Source organism: Roseivirga sp. (assembly GCF_034669765.1).
In the GTDB taxonomy this organism is placed as follows: domain Bacteria; phylum Bacteroidota; class Bacteroidia; order Cytophagales; family Cyclobacteriaceae; genus Roseivirga.
On the sequence record NZ_JAXMOQ010000004.1, the window covers coordinates 285,344 to 306,000 of the forward strand.

Below are 20,657 nucleotides of genomic sequence, written 5' to 3' on the forward strand. Positions count from 1 at the left end.
AGCTTTAAGGTTTATTCGTTTCTTAAGGTATCTACTGGGTTAAGTCGGCCGGCTTTGAGGGATTGGAAAAGGATGGTAAAAAAAACAATGAATAATGTGACCAAGCCCGTGAATAAGAATACTTCTAAGGACAATGAAATACGATTAGCAAAACCATTGAGCCAGTTTTGCATGGCATATATGGAAACTGGAATAGCAACAACAAAAGCAATTGCAATAAGCTTGGCAAAATCTTTAGAGAATAACTGAACAATATTTCCCACTGAAGCACCCAATACCTTACGAATACCAAACTCATGAAAACGTTGCTCAATAGTAAATACAGCTAAGCCAAATAAACCAAGGCAGGATACGATAACAGCCAAAACAGAGAAGAAAAGCATATAGGAAAACCCTTGATTTTCTTCCTTCAATAAGTTGGCATAATTAGATTCAAGCGCTTCCCATTCCAAACGTTTATCAGTATACCCTGCCCAAGCTAGCTCTTCCCATATGCTTCTTACAAATGCCTTTGCTTCATTTTGATCCTTTGATTTTATAGTGAGATAACTATATAAGTTTGGTTTCGATTCCAAGATGATAACTGGATCAACGGCTCTCCTCAAATCATTAAAAAAGAAGTCCTCAACCACCCCAACAACTTCATACTTATCGCTTATCAATTCTCCAATGGGCTCTTCAAGCCCCAATGTGCTTGCAGCCATTTGATTTATCAATACAGGCCTTAATGTGGATTCCTTGGCATCAGTTGGACCAGGGGAACTTGTTCTTTTTTCAGAAAACATTTCACCTTGAATCAATCGGAACTTCATCAATTTTAAATACTCCATGTCGGCTCCCATAATAACAACACGATGTTCGTCACCATTTCCATCTTTCAATGGCATAGGAATTTGCTTTATATCATCCATTGGTAGCCGACTTGAAAACCCAAATTCTTCGATTAATGGGCTTTTTGATAATTCATTTTGGAAAGCGCTAATTGTGCTACTTCCATCTCTTGGATTGGATAAATAGAAAAGACCATTTGTGGTTAAAATCCCTTCATCATCATAGCCTAGGTCTCTATTTCTCAAAAAATCAATTTGCAGGAACATGACGATAACCGCTGCGATTAAGCTAATGGACCCTACAAACTGAACTACTGTAGCTACTTTTCTAAATCCTGTTGCATTAAAAATACTGAGTTCATTTCTGGGCAATCCCTTTCTCATCAGAATCAAGGACTTGTTGCTGGATAAATAAAGGGCTGGATATATGGCTGAAACAAGCGTGAGCCCTAAAATAAACAAGGCAGTACCTATCAACCACTCATTAAAATGAAGGACAGAAAACTCCACAAATGAACCTCCAAAGTCTGCGCTCAATTTGATCACCAATTCTACTACACCTAGGGCCAGTATTGCCGAAAGCAACACAACGATAAAGGCCTCAATTAAAAACTGACTAACCAATAATCCACGGTTAGCTCCCAAAATACGTTTCACCCCAACCTCCTTAAATCTTACGGTAGCCTTTGCGGTTGATAGGTTAATAAAGTTAATGACCGAGATAAGCAAAGCGGCAATGCCAACGATAATCATCGTTGTCAATCTACTCTGATCAAGTTTTGGCATTAGATTAAGCATGGCCTTAGATTCAGTCCTTAATTCATCCAAAGACTCAATCTTTAAGCCTCGATAAGCTGGGTCTTTCTTCCAATCTTCAATGCTTAGATTTCCAGCTTCATCACCCTTCGTTTGTGGATAAATATATTTTAGAACGATTTCATCCATGCTTTGCTCAAAACTATCTCTGTCAGTAGCCTGATTGATTCTTGCGTAAATGTGTTTCGAAGCACCGCCCCATGTTTTCGTTTCATAAACATCAACTTTAGCGTTGTGCACAATTGCATCAACATCAAGTTGGGTTTTATAGCGAGGTTTTTCAATTACTCCATTTATCAGATAAGGATCTCCGGCATAAGTCACTACTTCTCCCAACACATCGGTTGACCCAAAAAGTCGTGTTGCAAATTCATTGGTAATTACGGCAGAACCAGGTTTACTCAACATCGTGGAAGCGTCTCCCGCCATTACCTTAAAATCGAAAACCTTAAAAAAGTGAGCATCAGTACTTATAGCATTAATATTGAAGCTTTTATCGTCAGTGGTCAGATCAGCCCTACCCTTTGTGAAAGCTGTAATAGCTTCAACCTCTGGTATTTCATCTTGAACTAAGGCGAGGTTTGGAGTACTTACTGCCATCCCATCCATCATTCCTTGCATTTCAGAGCCTATTTGAAAAATATCTTCTTTATTACTGAAGTCACTTTCATAGCTTTTCTCTTGATAAACATAGAGTGAAACCAAAAAGAAAACTGAAAGCCCTATCGTCAAACCAGTTAGGTTAAGTAGATGGATTAGAGGCGTTTTTCTGAAACTTCTGAATGCGTATTTGATCAATTGAGTTATCATAGCTTTAAGGTTTATTCGTTGCGCAAAGTGTCTACTGGGTTAAGTCGGCCTGCTTTGAGGGATTGGAAAAGGATGGTGGCCGCAACTATAAAGAAGACCACAATGGCTGTGATGATAAAAACACCAACCGAAAGGTCAATACGGTCAGCAAAGTTATTGAGCCAATTCTGCATGGAATAAACAGAAACGGGAATAGCAATTACAAAGGCGATGGCAATAAGCTTGGCAAAATCTTTAGAGAAAAGCGCAATGATATCCGCTACCGAGGCACCAAGTACTTTACGAACACCAAACTCATGAAAACGTTGGTCGACTGTGAAGATGGCTAAGCCTAAAAGGCCTAAGCAAGAAATTAATATGGCCAGAATGGAAAAAACTAGAACAGCATAAAAGCCTTGGCCTTCTTCTTTCAATTTTTCATAATACTTATCACTTAATAATGTCACGTAGGGATTCTTATTAGAAAATTTAGCCCAAGCTTTTTGTACCGTTTCGATCTCCATTTTTCCTGAAGAAGTCTTAACTACTATCTCACTAAGCTGTGGAGCTTTTGTCATCTTAGAAATAATCATTGGGTCAGCAGATTGCCTTAATTCGTCAAGTGAAAAGTCCTTCACCACTCCTACTACCTGATACTTGGTGTTGATTACCCTACCAATATTTTCCCCTTCATTGAACAGCTTAGCTGCGGCCTCATTGATGAGCACAGGAGAATAGCCTCCCGAGCCTGTCACAGATTGGCCTGCATGATCAAGCTTAAAACCATCTCCTTCAATTACTCGAACCCCAGTGGCTTCAAGAAAATCTTCGTCAACAAAAAAACGCTGCACTTGATGCTCGGTATTATCGCTAGATTTAACCTTAATTGGCGGTGATAGAGATGGGACAAATTTACCAGGCAATTGAGTAACGTAGGTAACAGCAGAAATCTCTGGATAACTCAAAAGTTCATTCTTCAATGCTTCTTTGTCTGCCTTCAAACTGTAGGTATTTATTACCATGGCCACATCTGATGTGTAACCTCTGTCACGTTCGCGTAAATGACTCACTTGTAAGAACATAACAATCACAGCAGTAATTAAACCTACAGCACCAACATATTGCACAATGATGGAGCCCTTTCTAATAGACGCAGCATTCAGCACGCTAAAACTGCTTTTAGAAGATCCTGGTTTGAGTATGGAAATTGCACTACCACTTGACAGGTAAAGTGCAGGGTAAAGACCAGAGATTAAGGTTAATGAAAATAGAAAACCAACCAACCAAGCCGTCCATTCCACTGAATGTAAGACAGAGTATTCAATGTTCAGCCCCAAAAATGGAGGGTTTAATTTTACCACCAATTCAACTAAACCTAAAGCGATTAGGGAAGACAGAAAGACAATTAAAAAGCACTCTATTAAGAATTGAGAAATCAATAATGGTCTCGAAGAACCTAGAATGCGTTTTACGCCCACCTCCTTCATTCTTACAGAAGCCTTAGCTGTGGACAGATTGATGAAATTAATGATGGAGATTAAAAGAGAAGCCAAACCAACAATAACTAAAGTATCCAACTGAGTTGAATTCATTTTAGGCATTAGATTTAGTCTTGACTCAGATACTGTTCTTAAGTCTTGAATTGATTCGGCAAAAACCCCAGATCGTTGGTTGTTAGAACGGTATTCCTCTATTGTAATTTCTGGAGGATTACCCATAGAAGCACTTGAAAAAACATACTTGATATTCAGTTCGTCTAGCTTCCAGCTGAGCTCATCAAGCTCAGTCTCCTTGGCAACCACTATGTAAGTGAAAGTAGAGGGCGTGTTTCTCCAGTCCTGTGAATTTAACACATGCCTTGCCCTCGAAACTAGAAAATCGAACTCTAATTGAGTTTTATATTGTGTAGCCTTACTTACACCCTTTATAATACCCGTTACCCCTTTGTTTGTTGTAGCCAGTTTACCAACAACATCGGTGGTGTTAAACAGATTGAGTGCGGTTTTTTCACTGACAATAATCGAATTAGGTTCATTAAGTGCCGTTTTGGAATCACCAACCAACAAATCGTAATCAAACACATCGAAAAAATTTGAATCAACCTCAATCTGTCTCAAGCCTTCATATTCTTCATTATCAACCGTCAAGCGTACTGTAGCTGGGTAGGAAAATGAAGTAAAGGTTTCAATTTGAGGTATCTCATCTAGTACATGGATGGTATTCTTCCAACTCCCAGCCAAATCCATTCCTCCGTAGTGCGTACTCAACTGATAGATTCTATCCTTGTATTTAAAGTCATTCTCATAACTGTTTTCTTGATAAACATAAAGAGATACCAAAAAGAATACCGACAGCCCAAGGGTTAACCCAAGCATGTTCAGAAACGTTATGAATGGCGTTTTCCTGAAACTTCTAAATGCGTATTTGATGAGTTGAACTATCATAGCTTTAAGGTTTATTCGTTTCTTAAGGTATCTACTGGGTTAAGTCTGCCTGCTTTGAGGGATTGGAAAAGGATGGTGGCCGCTACAATAATGATCATGATTACAGCGGTCAACACAAAAATCCAGGCATCTAAATTGATTCTATTGGCATAATCTGATAACCATTTTTGCATTAGATATACCGAAACAGGAAGTGCGAATAGAAAGGCCACCAACATTAATTTCGCAAATCCACTTCCAAACAGCTTCATGATATCGGTAACGGATGCACCCAACACCTTTCTTACACCAAATTCATGGGTACGCTGGTCTATAATGAATATTGACAAGCCCAATAAACCTAGGCATGATATAACTACAGCTACTATGGAGAAGATGAGAACAGCCTTAAAACCCTGCATCTCAACCTTCAAGAGGTTGGAGTAATTGGTTTCTAAAAAATGCCACTTCATTTCCTCTTGTGAAAACCGAGACCAAACTTCCTGAAGTTCATCTATCTTGGGCTTACTTACGCTGGATTTAACTACTAATGGATGGCTAAATGCGTAACTCCTACCCCTTCCTGGGCGTGACGTCATTAAAACGGGCTCAATGGTTTCTCTAAGATCACTAAATACAAAATCCTGAACTACTCCTACAACTTTAGCCCTTTCTCCAATGAACTGACCTATTGGGTTTTCGAAGCCAAGCTGCTTGGCGGCTATCTCATTTATAACCACCGGAACATATTCTGGCGATATTTCAGTGCTGTCTGAGCTAGTGCTTTCAAAAAAAGAATGACCATGGACGAACTTCATATCCATTACCTCGAAAAATGCTGTATCTACTCCAAAAATTGAGAAAGACATTTTGGTGGAATCGTTAATAGGAATCGGCTGAGCTCCTTCTAGGGTAATGCTACTAGGCAAGCGAGTAGCATATGCGGCACCACTTATACTAGACAAGCGAGATAACTCATGAGCAAAAGCTTCCTTTGATTCCTTTAACAATGATGTATTGTCAATTACTAATACCCCCCTTGATTGATAACCAATGTCTCTTGTTCTTAAAAAATCCACTTGCAGAAACATGGTGATTACAGCCGTAATCAATCCAATGGAACACATAAACTGTAGTACCGTAGCAAACCTTCTTAGCGCACCTGCATTCAAAACGCTAAAGCTATGCTTCGAAACCCCACTTTTCAGAATGGAAACTAATTTACCACTTGATAGGTAAATGGCAGGATAAATACCCGCAAGAAAAGTGAGTACTAAAATAAAAGCGATGAGCCCGAAAACCCATTCTTGGGAGTGAAGCACTGAGTAATCAACTACAATTCCAATAGATTCAGGTTTGAGCTTTACCAAAACCTCCACCATGGCTAAAGCCACCACCGAGGACAAGAGAATAAGCAGAAAAGACTCCAGCATAAACTGAAATATCAGCATGCGCTTCGATGAGCCCATAATACGTTTTACCCCTACCTCTTTCATTCTAAGTGAAGCGCGGGCGGTAGAAATATTAATAAAGTTGAAAACCGAAATAATTAGTGCGGCCAAAGCAATGATAATAAGTGTGTTCACTTGGGACGTATTTAAGGTTGGCATTAAGTTACCTCTCGTATCGGAATTGGTTCTCAGTGTAGCTAAAGACTCAGCATAAGAATCAGAATATAGACCTTCCGCTTTCCAGTCCTCTTTACTACCGTGACCACCTATTACTGTTTTGGGGTAAACATATTTATAACTGATATCAGAAAGCCTTTTATCAAGCAGCTGCTCTGTAGCATCAGAAGCTGCAACTATATAATTATAAACAGTCGAGTTTTGCCAACCTCCCACATCTTGCCTCATGGTTGAAGGTCTTTGTTCTGAAACCAACAAATCAAATTGCAGCTGTGTTTTAAACTTGGGTGATTTAATTACTCCGTTTATAATAACTGGTACTTGGTATGTGCTGTCCTTTACCAGGTCATGCATTGTTACTTTAACCAGCTTACCTATCACATTGGTACTCCCAAAAAAATCTTTGGCCCACTTTTCATTAATCACTGCAAAGTTTGGCTCGTCTAATACGGTCTCTGGATCACCTTTCAAAAGTTCAAAATCAAAAACTTCGAGAAAAGATGAATCAACCCTGAGCATTTTCACAATCTGTTCCTGATCATCCCAAGCAAGATTGGCCGATGCACTCCGTTTAAAGCTAGTAAAGGTTTCTACCTCTGGTATTTCGTCTAGCACATATGGTAAGTTTGGCGCACCAAGTGCCGTCCTATGCCCTAACATGGTATGGCTTAATTGGTAGATTCTATCCTTGTGCGTAAAATCACTTTCGTAGCTTCTTTCTTGATAGATGAACAGCGATACCAAGAAGAATACACTTAACCCGAGGGTCAAGCCGAGAAGATTGATCAAATGTATAGAGCCCGATTTTCTAAAACTCCTTAGTGCAAATTTGAAGGTTTGTTTGATCATAGCTTTAAGGTTTATTCGTCTCTAAGTGAATTAACAGGGTTGGCGGTAGCGGCTCGCATAGAGCGGTAGCCTGTGGTGCCTAAAGCAATCAGCAGTGATGCGCCAATACTGATCAAGAAAATGACTGGCCCGATCGCTATGCGGTATTCATACTGCCCAAGCCAACTGTTCATTCCCCAATAGGCCAATGGAGCGGCCAGCAGAAATGATAGTCCTACTAGGACAATAAACTCCATTGAAAAACGACTCATTAGGCTAGCTACCGTAGCGCCTAGAACCTTACGAATTCCAATTTCCTTGGCCTTTTGATTGGCCATAAACGACACTAATCCATAAAGACCCAAGCAGCCAATGAAAATGGCTATGAAGGCAAACACCGTCAGCATTTGCGACATTTTGCGCTCATCTTCATAGAAGTCCGCAATCTGCTTGTCTAAGAAAGTATAGTCAAACTCATATTCTTCATGGATGTCGTGCCAAATGGTTTCTAGTTCAGCAATTACATTGGCTGAACTTTGCCCATTCACACGCAAGCCTAAGGTTCTAAAGTTCTCTGGGCGGTTAAACATGGCCACTGGCTCTATGGCTTGAGATAAAGTAGTGACATGGTAATCCTCCACAACTCCCACAATTGGAGCGGTCATACCCCATAATTTCATGCGCTCTCCGATGATCTCATTCGGATCCGTTATACCGAGTTTTTTTAGGAAGGTTTCATTGACAACAAACTGGTTTACCGTATCGCTTTTCATCAGCCAATCGCCAGCCACCAGCCTCAAACCATAAGTTTTCTGATATTGGTCGTCAGCCATTTTTATATGGGTATTGAGTTCGTTTACCGCGCTATCTACTCCATAGTAAAAAGCATTGGTAACTGATTGGGAGCCCGAAAAAGGAGGTTTGTAATTGAAGGAATAAGAGATGACACCCGGAATATTCTGAACTCTAGAATCCCATAAATCACGGGTGGTTTTGTCGGTTTCAGCCAAATTAATATTTAGAATATATTCCTGATCATAGCCCATATCTACCGAATTGAAATAATTCATTTGCTGTACCGCCACCACGGTTCCAAAAATCAGGATCTGACAAATTAAGAACTGCGTAAATACCAGCGATCTTCTGAAAAACAAATTGCCCTTCCCTTTGGTCATGCTTCCTTTAAGTGCATAAATAGGTTTTGCGCGTGACAGTACAATAGCGGGATACAATCCCGCCAAAACCGACACAGCCAAAAGAATAACTATCAAATAGCCTAGAAGGGCTAAGTCGGCAATCGGGTTAAAGGGCACCTCAACTCCTATAAAGTCATTGATCACCATAGGCAGTAGTCTTTCCGTAAGGGCCATGGATATCAATAAAGCAATAAGGGTAATGGCGAAGGTTTCACCCATAAACCTCAATACCAACTGCTTTCGTGTACTACCTAACACTTTACGCATTCCCACCTCTTTGGAACGTTTTACGGCCATAGCGGTAGACATATTGATGAAGTTAAAACAGGCGGTTACAATGAGTAATACACCAATAATAATATAGGCGTAAAGAATGGTTTTTGGCGCTACACGACCACTGAAAGTACCGAAACGCTCATCGAAATGATATTCTGTAAAAGGTGCTAACAGAAATGTTCGAGCTTCGCGGGTGTCTTTGTCCCAGTGCTTTTCTATAAAATCTGGAAACTGGGCGTCCACTTTGGCTGGATCTACATTATTCTCTAAAAGTACAAAGGCCACGTTGTCACTTGAAATGCTCCCCCAGCTATTAAATTCATCAGGGTCTTTGGCCTTTTTTGTTTCCATAGAAATGAAAATCCCAAAGGGAAAATCTGAATTTCTAGGGGCATCTTCCATTACCGCTACCACTTTCAAGTCCGTTTCCTTGTTCAGCTTTATAGTTTGACCGACTGCCGATTGGTTAGGGAAATACTTTTCTGCCAGCGTTTTATTTAAGGCGACAATATTGGGCTGGTCAAAAACCGACTCCACACTGCCTTCCAGCAGTTTCCAATCAAAAATATTGAAGAAAGAAGGCTCAATATAGACCAACTCGGGCTCTTCTTCATAATATTTAATTTCGCCCCCATTATTCACAGAAATAAGACCGTAACGCTCATGCGAAATCAATGTCACTTCCTTCACTCCCACAATTTCGTCCTTGATAGAAGGAGGCATGACCAAGGGCACTCCTCCCTGCGAATACTCTCTACCGTCTTCCACATCAATGTGTCCAACCCTGTATATGGAGTCAATATTTTTATGGTATTGGTTAAAGCTGCGTTCTTGTTTTACAATCAAGAACATGACTAAGCTGCATGTAATCCCCAGCGTTAAACCGCTGATATTAATGAGCGTGAAAGTTTTGTTTCGAACAAAATTTCTAACTAGGATTTTAAGATAATTTTTGACCATTGTTCCTTGAGTTATTGGTGATTAGTTATCGGTTATGGGTTATGGGTTATGGCTGAGTTTTTTTTTCAGAGAATTGAGTTCCCTGACTCCCAGTTTTTTCAATTCTTTTTCCTGTTTTCTTCCCGATACTTCGGGACTGTTTTCTCCTTTCTCCCCTCTTCGGGCTTCCCACTCCCTTTATTCATTCCTTAAAATATCTACAGGGTTAATCAATGAAGCCTTTACCGACTGATAACCCACCGTGATGAGTACAATCAGCAATGAAGCGCCAATGCCTATCGCGAAAATGGCTGAGCTTATTTCAATATGGTTGACGAAATCGTTCATCCATAAATTCATCAAATAATAGGCTGTTGGTATCGCTATTAAAGAGGCCAGTACAATCAGCCCTAAATAGCTTCGTAAAAAGCTTAGGATTAAGGCAAAAACTGAGGCGCCTAAAACCTTTCTTATTCCAATTTCTTTGTATCTCTGAATGATGGTAAAAGCGCTTAGGCTGAAAAGCCCTAAACCCGCTATAAGCATGGCTACCCAAGTGAACACCTGAATTACAGTTCCGAATTTCTTCTCCTTCTCATAGTTGGCTTCAATCTCATCTGCCATCACGGAATAGACAAAAGGACTGCTAGGTGACAGCTCGTTCCAAGCTTCAGAAAGCAATGGAATGGTTTCCGCTTTAACCCCTTCACTAAGCTTAATATTGATGGAGGAAAGTCTTTTATCTGCTTGCATGATTACCGCAGGAGTAGACTCCTGTTTTAGGTTAAATGCAAGGTTTTTCGAGACTCCAATAATGGTATAGTCAACCATTTTATAATTTGGAGAGAGCAGTTTAATTTTTTGACCCAGTGGTTCTTCAAAACCCAACAAGCCCACCATCGCTTGGTTAATAATGACCGAACCATTTTCATCTTCTACACTTCCGCTGATAAAATCACGACCTCTTAAGAGTTGTATATCCAGTGCCTCCAGCGCATTTTCAGCCACTTCTTGATATGGCACACCATCAGTTTTTTGCTCATTTTCAACTATCCATTGTAAAGGCATTTTAACCGTTCCATTGAATGGATAAGGTGAAGAAGTTACTGCCTCTACGCCTGGTGTTTTCTCAAAGGCAGATTTCATTACATCATAAGTGGTTCCTCGCGCTTTATAAGTCGTAATAATCGAAGAGGGATCCATTCCTATATCTCCTTCCACAAAAAAATCTACCTGCTGCTTTATCACTTGTGTTCCGAAGAGTAAAACCAGTGTTATGGTCAACTGAAAGGCCACCAAGTACTTCCTGAACAATCCTTTGCTTCCAACAACTTCCCCTTTCATTAATCGCAGGGTTTTAAAGCGGCTAGTGAAGATTGCGGGATATACACCTGCCAATAATGTGATTCCGGGAATCAGTAAAATCAAAAAGGTGAGTGTAAAGCCATCGGAGAAATAGTTGAGCTTCAAGCTTTTTCCAGACAGGGAATTCAGCGTAGGCAAAAAGTATTCAGCCAAAGCAGCCGCTAGAAAAACCGCCACAACCACCAAAATAGCCGTTTCAATTAAAAACTGGAATCGAATTTGAGTTTTAGTCGCTCCAATCACTTTACGAATCCCCACTTGTTTTAAAGAGGAAAGTGATTTTGCTGTTGAAGAGTTGATGTAATTTATGACAGCGAGTAAAATCAGCAATAAGCCAACCGCAGAGAAGATAAAAATAAATTCCTTATTCCCTTTTACGCCAGAAGCGGTTTGAGAAAATTCGCTCTCAAGATGTAAACCACCATAATTTTCAACTTTAAATTTTAAGTTGGACCTGTTGTTAAAGCCGTTCTGAGCAGTCAAGTCTATCAACTTATTTTCTAAGCTTGCTTCATCCACTGGTTCTTTCAACAAAGCATACAATTCTCCTTGTCCACCAAACCGGTAGCCTCCGTTACTAGCTTTACGAATGGGTATAATAGTATTGAATTGGAATCTCGAGTTCTGAGGAATGTCGTTTAAAACCCCCGTTACAATACCAATTCTGTCATTGTCGGCCATCTCGAAAGTTCGACCTATCACATTCTCTTCACCAAAATATTTAAGCGCCATATAACGCGAAAGAACCACGCTGTTTTCAGCTTCCAGTGCATTTGATTCATTTCCGTACTTTAATGAAAAATCAAAAATCTTGAAGAAATCAGGGTCGGCTCCATAAGTTTCTTTTTCAAAAACCTTAGTTCCTTCATAGTCCATTAAAGTTTCACCCAATACCTGCACCCTTGTCATGGCCTCTACTTCTGGCATTGACAATCTTACAATTTCAATTAACTCGGTAGGAAAAGGCTGGGGATTCCCGTCCTTGTTGATCATCATCGCACGATAAATTCTATCGTGGTTTTTATGGAACCGATCAAAGGTCAATTCATCACGAACAAAGACTGTAATCAAGATAAATGCGGCTATGCCCACCGACAAACCAATAACATTCACCACAGTGAAAACTGGGTGCTTTCTAAGCGATCTTAACGTGGTAATAAAGTAACTTTTTAGCATAGCATTATCGGTTATCGGTTATCGGTTATCACGAATTTTTATCAGCGATTTCAGTTCCCCCCCTCCTTCTTCGGTCTTCCAATTTCGTGCTCCTTCACTCACTCCTCAGCGACTCTACCGGATTCATTCGTGCTGTTTTTAATGTTCTTAGCAATACAATCAAAAGCGTAATGGACAAACCGAAAGCGGCAACAACCACAAAAGGCATCACTCCAATTTCTACTTGGTAGGCAAACCCGTTCAGCCATAAGTCTGTCATATAGAAGCCTAAAGGCACTGTAATCAAAAGCGCTATACCAATCAGCTTGACCATTTCAGTTGAGAAAAGCTTGAGTATTTGCATCACGCTGGCGCCCAAAACTTTGCGTACACCAATTTCTTTAATGCGTTGATCTAGCTTATAACAGATCAAACCAATGAGACCTAAAAGTGCGACAAACAGACTCAAACCAGTAAAAATGGTGATGATCTGACTCATCTGCTTTTCTCCATTAAACAGGGTATTGAATCGCTGATCGAAGAAATAGAAATCCAACGGCTCGGTAGTGAATTGAGCGAAACGCGCTTCTATTTCTTTAATGGTTTGTCCTACTTCTTTTCCTTCTAACCTGATATTAAACTGGGAAACATAATCTCTTTTAAAGAAGACCGTTGGGCCAATTGCCTTACTAAAATCAGCATAATGGAAGTCTTCCACCACGCCTACTACTTGTACATCTGCTCCGTTATTTCCTGCACTGAAATGCTTTTCATACAGTCCATCGCCAATCATTTTAGCAAAAGTTTCATTGACAATAATCGCCTCTGCGTCTCCATCTATGGCCTCGTCAAAATCTCTTCCTTCTATAATCTTGAAACCCATGGCAGGCACAAACTCTGCATCAGTATATTTATACTGAACTCTGTATGCGGCCTCTTCTCCGCCAATTTCTACCACTGAAGAAAGTGGTAGGTTTCCAATCATACTGTAATGACTGCCTGAAAAATTCTTTACTGCAGGAATTTTAAGTACTTCATTTTTAAAGGCGTTTACATTTTCATCTTCTGTGCCCAGTTGAGACTTAGAATTGTCGACTACAATCACACCTTCCTTTTCGAAGCCCAATTCTTTGGTAAGTCCGTAATTGAGCTGTTGATAAACGAAAACTGAAAAAATGGCCAAAGACAGGGAAACCACAAACTGAAAAACGACCAATGAGTTTCTGAAGAATTTAGAACCTTCGCCTGAGCGATAATCGCCTTTAAGCACCGAAGCGGGCTTAAAAGAAGTAAGCACCAAAGCTGGGTAAATACCCGCGCCAAGACCAGTGACTAAAGCCACGCCCAGTGTGATCGCGATCAAATTGGGGTAATCAATAATACTTACATCGAAATTAGGGAACCCAGCAGCCGACATAAGCTGCAATGCTCCTTCCGCCAAGCCTAAACCAAGGATTACAGCACTCAAAGCCAATACCACCGATTCTGTTAAAAACCTGGTTATCAACTGGCTGCGCACTGAACCTAATACCTTTCTAACTCCAACTTCCTTGGCGCGTTTGGAAGCCTGAGCTGTCGCTAAATTCACGTAGTTAATGGCCGCCAAAACGAGTATAAAAATGGCGATGCCCAAGAATATATAGAGGTAGCTTTTATTACCTGGGTTCGAAGCTTCAAACTGTACATTAGACTCTAAATGAACATCTGTGATATTCATAATTACAGGCTGATAAGCCCTCACTTGCTCTAAATAAGTCTCAAAATCCTCTTCCGAACCATAGAGATCATAATTCCGCTTCGCGAAGATCTCATCGGTTTGAACTTGAACAGCAGCGACAGGTAAGGCGGTTTCTGTTTTGAAATAGGAATAGCCTGTGGTAAACGAAAAGCTATCTTTTATTTGATCTTCGAACGACTGCGGTAAACGCGCCATCACATTGAATTTCAAGGTACTGTTAGGCGGCAAGTCCTCCACAACACCTGTCACCTGATAATTTTCGATGGATATTTGTGTGGCCACTTCGACCAATTCTCCCAATGGATTTGCATTGCCAAACATTTTCTTGGCCATGGACTCAGTCAAAATCATTCCGCTATTGTCATCTAGTGCCGTATTAGGATTGCCTAAAACAAACTTATGATCGAAAACTTTGAGGTAGCCTTTAGTGGCATAGAAGGTGTTTTCTTCAATATAACCTCGCTCATTATACTTTAGGGTGCTGCTTGGATTGGGCATTACATTTACCCAAGCCTCCACGCCTGCCATTTGCTGTTCTAGGTAACTCAATTGCGCTACCGAGGCCAGCGCAAATGTGCTATGGCTTATCCGATATGTGCGTTCATGGTCTTTGAAATGCTTATCGTATGTGAATTCTTGATTCACATAAATAGCGATGAGAATAGCAGAAGCAAAACCTATAGCCAAGCCAGCAATATTGATTGCGGTATAACCTTTGTTCTTCTTAAAACTTCTCAGTATCGGTAACAAATTGGCTTTTAGCATGGTGCATTGGTCATTGGTTATTGGTTATTGGTTATTGGTTATTGGTTATTGGTTATTGGTTATTGGTTATCAGTTAATGCGAATCTTTTTCAGAAAATTGAGTTCCCTCTCCGATGGTTCGGGGCTGTTTTCTGATCAACTTTTTCCTTACTCGCTTCTCAATGAATCCACAGGATTGGCTTGTGCGGCTCGGATAGAGCGGAAACCCGTGGTAAGGCCTGCCACCAAAAGCGTAAACCCGACAGCAATCACAAACACCCATACATTCATATCAATGCGGTATTCAAAATCAGAAAGCCAATAATCCATAATGTAATAGGCAACAGGTGCAGCGATTAAGAAAGCAATCACAATCAGCACCAAAAGCTCTCTAGAGAAGATGTTCAGGATTTGCCCTACTGATGCACCCAAAACCTTCCTAATTCCTATTTCCTTAGTTTTCTGACTGGCCAAGAAGGCAACCAAGCCATACAGCCCTAAACAGCCTATAAGAATGGCAATACCCGAGAAAATCTGAAAGAGGTTCATCATATTGGCCTCCTCTTCATAGTTCTCCATAATGCTTTCAGAAAACAGAGAGTAGTCGAAAAGCACATTTGGATATTGCTTGGTCCATGCCGCTTCAAGGGCAGAAATCACATTCCCCATTTGTTTATCGGTTCCCTCAAAACGAAGCGCACCTTCATAAAAATAACCCTGATATGTGACCAGAATAGTAGGCTCAATTTTCTCTTTTAGCGATTTCGTATGGAAATCGTTTATCACGGCAATCACTCTTTTTGCCCCAGCAAAGCCACTTTCAATTTGTTCCCCTATGGCATCCTCTGGGTTTTCAATTCCCATTAAATCCATGACCGATTTAGAAATAATCGCTACATCCAGCGTATCAGTATTATTAAAGTTTCTGCCAGCCAGAATCTCGATACCATACAAGTCCAGGTAATTTTCATCCGCTACTTTATAAGCGGCATCGTAAGAACCTTCCATTTCAAGCGGAGCATAACCGAAACTCGAACCTATATTGTTATCAGACAGCGGAGACGAAAAATTGAAGCTTATCTTTTCTATTCCTGCAAAAGTTGAAAGTTCATTTCTTAACGGATTAAGTTTTTCGCTTGCATTAGTTGGTAGAGGAAAAGTAACAATGGATGTTTTTCTAAAACCTAGATCCTTCTTCTCGAAGAATTGCATCTGGGCAATCACCACAAGCGTACACACCACCAATAATTGTGAAATAACAAATTGAAAAATCACCAAGCCCCTACGCGTATTAGCATTACCAGAAAGTGCCGATTGGCCTTTGCTCTTCAATGCCATTACAGGTGCTAATCGGGCTAAAATTACAGACGGGTATAAGCCAGCCATCAAAGTGACTCCTGCTGTTATCCCCAGCAAAATCATAATAAGCTGAGGGTCTTGAAGTATGTTGAGTGATAGGTTATATCCAACAAACTGCTCCATATTTTTCATCATCAGTTCAGCAGCGCCCAACGATATCAAAACTGAAATAATGGTGATAAAAAATGTTTCACCTAAAAACTGCTGCATCAACTGCTCTTTTCTTCCGCCCAAAACCTTGCGAATCCCCACTTCTTTAGATCGTTTTATGGCCAAAGCAGTAGACAAATTCACGAAATTGATACAAGCTGTTAGGATTAAGAAAACTCCGATGGCTATTGGTATGGTCAGGAAATCAGAAGAAACTCCCGCGTCATTATAAGTATTATATTGAGGCTGAAAATGGATATTGGCCATTGCTTGAAAACCATATACCGTATTTTCAGTGTCCTCTGGCTTATGTTTTTTTACAATCTCTTTCAGGGCAGCCTCAATTTGGCTATCCTCCACTCCTTTGGCCTTCAGAAAAAAGACATTGGCATTTGACGAAGTTGAATTCCATGATTCTGGTTGATAGAAATCAAAAATAGCCTTTATAGCCTCATATTCTATTATAAAGCTAAATGGCACTGAGCTATTTACTGGTGGATCCTTTACCACAGCTGTTATGAAAACGTCAAGTTTATCATTAAGCCTAACCTCTTTACCTATTACTCTATCGTAACCGCCATCGGTAATGCCAAAGAGTTTTTCAACCAAAGTAACCGAAATAACAGCGGAATTTGGCCTCTCCAAAGCCGTCTCAGGATTACCCAATTCAAATTCATAATCAAAAAGATTAAAGTAATCTTTGTCGGCAAAAGCAATCCCATCCCTTTGCGCAAAGTGCTGTAAATCACCAATGGAATTGGTAATGCTCAATTGACTTTCCCCTATTCCAAAAGTCCGAACAGGCAAGCCATAGTCAGGATAGTCGGTTTTAAATGCGAGGGTAAACGGATTCTGAATTCCTGCATCAAACTCTACCTGATTTGGGCTTTCAGTTCGTTTAGTAAACCTATAGAGCTGATCGAAATTGCTTTGGTACTGATCGAAACTTTTTTCGAAAAGCACAATTTTAAAGAGAACGATAGCCGCGCTAATTCCTAGCGCCAGCCCAAACACATTAATGATGGTGTAAGCTTTGTTCCTTGTTAGATTTCTGAAAGCTGTTGTGATGTAGTTTTTGAGCATAGTTTGACCTTTATGATACAGCTCCCATACCAATAGCAGTGCCAAACATATATACAATTGATTTACTGATAGTTACAATGAATTCAGAAAATAAATAGTCTATATATCGTTTGTTTTCAATACATTTAACTGTTTGGTTTTGATACAGTATCTCCATGAGTAAGACAGAAGCAAAAATTTTAGTGGTTGACGATGATATTGATGTGCTTAACACCGCACGGATGTATTTGAAACAGCAATTCACACTGGTTCAAATCGAAAATGACCCAGAGCAAATCCCTGATCACCTTGAGCGTGAAGCCTTCGATGTAGTGTTGCTCGATATGAATTTCAAGAAAGGGGACAACGAAGGAGAAGAAGGTTTGAAGTGGCTCAACCGAATTCTGACCATCGATCCAAACGCGATTGTGATACTGATTACAGCCTATGGTGAATTTGACTTGGCGGTGAAAGCTGTAAAATCTGGCGCTACCGACTTCCTGCCTAAACCATGGAAAAACGAAAAGCTCTTCGGCACCATTCAATCCGCCTTACAACTAAGACAAAGCAAGCTGGAAGTCGACCGACTGAAAAGCACGCAAAAAACGCTCTCCAGCGAGATCGATCAGAAGTTCGAAAACTTCATCGGGGAATCGTTGCCCATTCAAAAAGTATTCTCGCTCATTGAAAAAGTAGGCCCTACCGAAGCCAATGTCTTGGTCTTGGGTGAAAACGGAACGGGGAAAGAATTGGCCGCTCGTGCCCTACATCGCCAATCGGAGCGAAAGGATAAGGTTTTCATCAATGTTGATTTGGGCTCCATCAGCGAAAACCTTTTTGAAAGCGAACTCTTCGGCCATGTACGAGGCGCCTTTACAGATGCGAAGGAGGATAAACCTGGTAGGTTTGAACTGGCTTCTGGTGGCACACTTTTTCTAGATGAAATTGGGAACCTGTCTCTTCCTCTACAAGCCAAACTCCTCACTGTTTTACAACAAAGAAAAGTAAGTCGAGTGGGTTCTGGCAAAGAAATTTCAGTGGATATTCGTTTGATATGCGCCACCAATATGCCTTTGTACGAAATGGTGAAGGAAGGCACTTTCCGCCAAGATTTGCTTTACAGAATTAATACCGTGGAACTGAGAATGCCCGCATTGGCGGAAAGAACGGAAGATATTGATTTACTCGTGCAGCATTTTATACAGCTCTACGGCAAGAAATATCAGAAGCCGAAAATGCGGATCGATCAAAACACCATTGCCAAACTGAAGAAATATCATTGGCCTGGAAATATTCGCGAACTGCAACATGCCATAGAACGCGCCATCATTTTGGCCGATGACCATAAGCTTACCGCTGACGATTTTGTACTTCAACCCAACCGTAGTAACAAACGTTTGGAGGAGGATATTCTAGATCTTTCAGAAATGGAAAAACGCCTCATCTTAAAGGCACTGGACAAGAACAACGGAAACGTAACCCGTGCCGCCAAAGATCTTGGTATAGATCGACTGGCTTTGTATAGAAGACTTCAGAAATATGGGCTGTAGGGTAGTTATTGGTTATGAGGAATTAGTTATTAGGCAGAAGTTATCAGTTATCAGAAAATAGAAATCAGGAATCAGGAATTGAAATATCAAATGAACAATAACCTCTTAACTCTTAACCAATACACTTTTAACTAAAAAATATGGTTTCAAAGCGATTCAGCCTTCTTGTAATAATTCGGATAACGTTATTGATGCTAACGTTAACGGGCTTGGCTTTTATTTTCGCCAAAACTGAGTTGTTCTTCAACCAAATTATTCTGCTGTCCATCGTTATAATTCAGGTAGCTGAGTTGATACGCTTTATCACCTTCACCAACAGAGAACTGGCAAAACTTCTCTTGGCCATTCGCTATTCAGATTTTTCGATTTCGTTTAAAGGAAAAAAGCACGGCAAATCATTTCAGGAATTACAGGATGCCTTTGTGGAAATTATAGAAGCCTTTAAAAAGGTTTCCGTTGAAAAGGAAGCCCAATTCAGGTTTCTAAAAGTGATTGTAGACAATGTGAACGTAGGAATTATCGCGATAAAGGAGGAGCATCAAATTGAGCTCATGAACAAAACCGCCCAAACTCTTTTAGGGGTTGGCGTACCCAATTATTGGAAGCAACTACAGCAGCTTTCTCCCCAATTTTCTCGTGAGTTTTCCGAAATGGATGATAACGAAAGAAAGCTAGTGGAGCTAAATGTGAAAGGAGATAAACTTCAGATTTCGGCCCATGTTACGCGTTTGAAAATTCTCAATTTCAGGTATTCCATTATCACTTTCCAGAACATTAAGTCTGAGATTGAACAGAAAGAGATTGAGGCTTGGCATAAACTTATCCGCATTCTTACGCACGAAATCATGAATTCTGTAACGCCTATAACTTCGCTTACGGAAACCATGCAGATGATGCTGCACAAAGGCGAAAACCTTGAAAAGTCCATTGACGAAATTTCTGAAGAAGACTTGGCTGATATCCGTTTTTCATTGGAAACCATTCAAAGGCGAAGTGAGGGTCTACTGCATTTTGTAGACGACTATCGCAAACTCACCCGCGTTAAGAATTTGGACAAAGAAGGTGTTGATGCTACCGAGTTACTTGAAAATATGGCGCAGCTCATGAAGCCAGAGCTACAGAAAGAGCACATCACATTGGAACTACACCTTAAAAGTGCCTTCGAACTTTCCATCGACAGAAAACTAATAGAGCAGGTATTGATCAACCTGATTACGAATGCTAAACATGCCTTGAAGGGTATTGAAAACCCACGAATCACTTTAAGGACTTATTTCCGAGAGTCAGAAAAAGTAATTGAAATCACCGACAACGGAATGGGTATCGATGAAAGCAAGATCGATCAAATCTTCATTCCTTTCTTCTCCACAAAAGATAACGGCTCGGGAATTGGGCTAAGCCTTTCTAAGCAAATCATGAAAAAGCATAAAGGCGACCTCTCCGTCAAATCAGAAAAGGACCAAGGCGCCAGTTTCTTTTTAGTGTTTAAGTATTGAGTTCAACCGTTGCATAGTCTACAGACTTACCTGACCCAGCCACTTCTCACCTCACAAACCAAAAAGCTAAGTCATGCTGTAAGCAACTTTTTCATTGACACAAGAAGCCAGACTACTAAGAGCAAGACACCTTGGCTGCGTGAAAAGATCCCTACGGGATGACTGTAAAAGCAGGCTTATCTAGTGAAGCCTCACTATTAGCATAAATCTAAAAGCTAAGTCATGCTGTAAGCATCTTTTCACGAAACACAAGAACCCGTCCATTCGAGCAACCAAAATCAGAGCGTAATTCTCATTTTTTATTTCCGAATTC

9 protein-coding genes are annotated in these 20,657 nt (G+C 40.4%); 2 read left to right on the forward strand and 7 right to left on the reverse strand.

All coding sequences use genetic code 11. From position 1 onward, the window contains the following. Nucleotides 1-11 precede the first annotated feature (11 nt). The 7 genes from VOI17_RS09990 to VOI17_RS10020 form a co-directional block, all read right to left on the reverse strand. Nucleotides 12-2,456: an ABC transporter permease gene (locus VOI17_RS09990; RefSeq protein WP_323757110.1), complete on the reverse strand. Its 2,445-nt coding sequence runs from the start codon at nt 2,454-2,456 to the stop codon at nt 12-14. 11 nt (nt 2,457-2,467) lie between these two features. Further along, entirely contained in the window at nt 2,468-4,879 is a 2,412-nt protein-coding gene (locus VOI17_RS09995) for an ABC transporter permease (RefSeq protein WP_323757111.1), read from the reverse strand. Nucleotides 4,880-4,890: 11 nt separating this feature from the next. Beyond that, nucleotides 4,891-7,335 carry an ABC transporter permease gene (locus VOI17_RS10000; RefSeq protein WP_323757112.1) on the reverse strand — a complete coding sequence of 815 codons (2,445 nt, stop codon included), beginning with the start codon at nt 7,333-7,335 and terminating at the stop codon, nt 4,891-4,893. Between the two features lie 11 nt (nt 7,336-7,346). Beyond that, nucleotides 7,347-9,746, reverse strand: a complete 2,400-nt coding sequence (locus tag VOI17_RS10005) for an ABC transporter permease (protein WP_323757113.1) — start codon at nt 9,744-9,746, stop codon at nt 7,347-7,349. Between the two features lie 177 nt (nt 9,747-9,923). Next, nucleotides 9,924-12,266 carry an ABC transporter permease gene (locus VOI17_RS10010; protein WP_323757114.1) on the reverse strand — a complete coding sequence of 781 codons (2,343 nt, stop codon included), beginning with the start codon at nt 12,264-12,266 and terminating at the stop codon, nt 9,924-9,926. Nucleotides 12,267-12,360: 94 nt separating this feature from the next. Continuing rightward, entirely contained in the window at nt 12,361-14,748 is a 2,388-nt protein-coding gene (locus tag VOI17_RS10015) for an ABC transporter permease (RefSeq protein ID WP_323757115.1), read from the reverse strand. Between the two features lie 147 nt (nt 14,749-14,895). After that, nucleotides 14,896-17,319 (reverse strand): FtsX-like permease family protein, encoded by a 2,424-nt coding sequence (locus VOI17_RS10020; protein ID WP_323757116.1) that lies wholly within the window; start codon nt 17,317-17,319, stop codon nt 14,896-14,898. Nucleotides 17,320-17,474: 155 nt separating this feature from the next. Here VOI17_RS10020 and VOI17_RS10025 point away from each other — a divergent pair, with 155 nt between their 5' ends. After that, nucleotides 17,475-18,848: a sigma-54 dependent transcriptional regulator gene (locus VOI17_RS10025; RefSeq protein ID WP_323757117.1), complete on the forward strand. Its 1,374-nt coding sequence runs from the start codon at nt 17,475-17,477 to the stop codon at nt 18,846-18,848. A 191-nt stretch (nt 18,849-19,039) separates the two neighbouring features. Continuing rightward, the gene (locus VOI17_RS10030) at nt 19,040-20,344 is read left to right on the forward strand and encodes a sensor histidine kinase (protein ID WP_323757118.1); all 1,305 of its coding nucleotides are present in this window, start codon (nt 19,040-19,042) and stop codon (nt 20,342-20,344) included. Nucleotides 20,345-20,657: the final 313 nt, after the last annotated feature.

Excerpts from the sequence above, each read along its gene's own strand:
- VOI17_RS09990 (WP_323757110.1), bottom strand. The coding sequence starts at position 2,456 with ATGATAACTCAATTGATCAAATACGCATTCAGAAGTTTCAGAAAAACG.
- VOI17_RS09995 (WP_323757111.1), bottom strand. The coding sequence starts at position 4,879 with ATGATAGTTCAACTCATCAAATACGCATTTAGAAGTTTCAGGAAAACG.
- VOI17_RS10000 (WP_323757112.1), bottom strand. The coding sequence starts at position 7,335 with ATGATCAAACAAACCTTCAAATTTGCACTAAGGAGTTTTAGAAAATCG.
- VOI17_RS10005 (WP_323757113.1), bottom strand. The coding sequence starts at position 9,746 with ATGGTCAAAAATTATCTTAAAATCCTAGTTAGAAATTTTGTTCGAAAC.
- VOI17_RS10010 (WP_323757114.1), bottom strand. The coding sequence starts at position 12,266 with ATGCTAAAAAGTTACTTTATTACCACGTTAAGATCGCTTAGAAAGCAC.
- VOI17_RS10015 (WP_323757115.1), bottom strand. The coding sequence starts at position 14,748 with ATGCTAAAAGCCAATTTGTTACCGATACTGAGAAGTTTTAAGAAGAAC.
- VOI17_RS10020 (WP_323757116.1), bottom strand. The coding sequence starts at position 17,319 with ATGCTCAAAAACTACATCACAACAGCTTTCAGAAATCTAACAAGGAAC.
- VOI17_RS10025 (WP_323757117.1), top strand. The coding sequence starts at position 17,475 with ATGAGTAAGACAGAAGCAAAAATTTTAGTGGTTGACGATGATATTGAT.
- VOI17_RS10030 (WP_323757118.1), top strand. The coding sequence starts at position 19,040 with ATGCTAACGTTAACGGGCTTGGCTTTTATTTTCGCCAAAACTGAGTTG.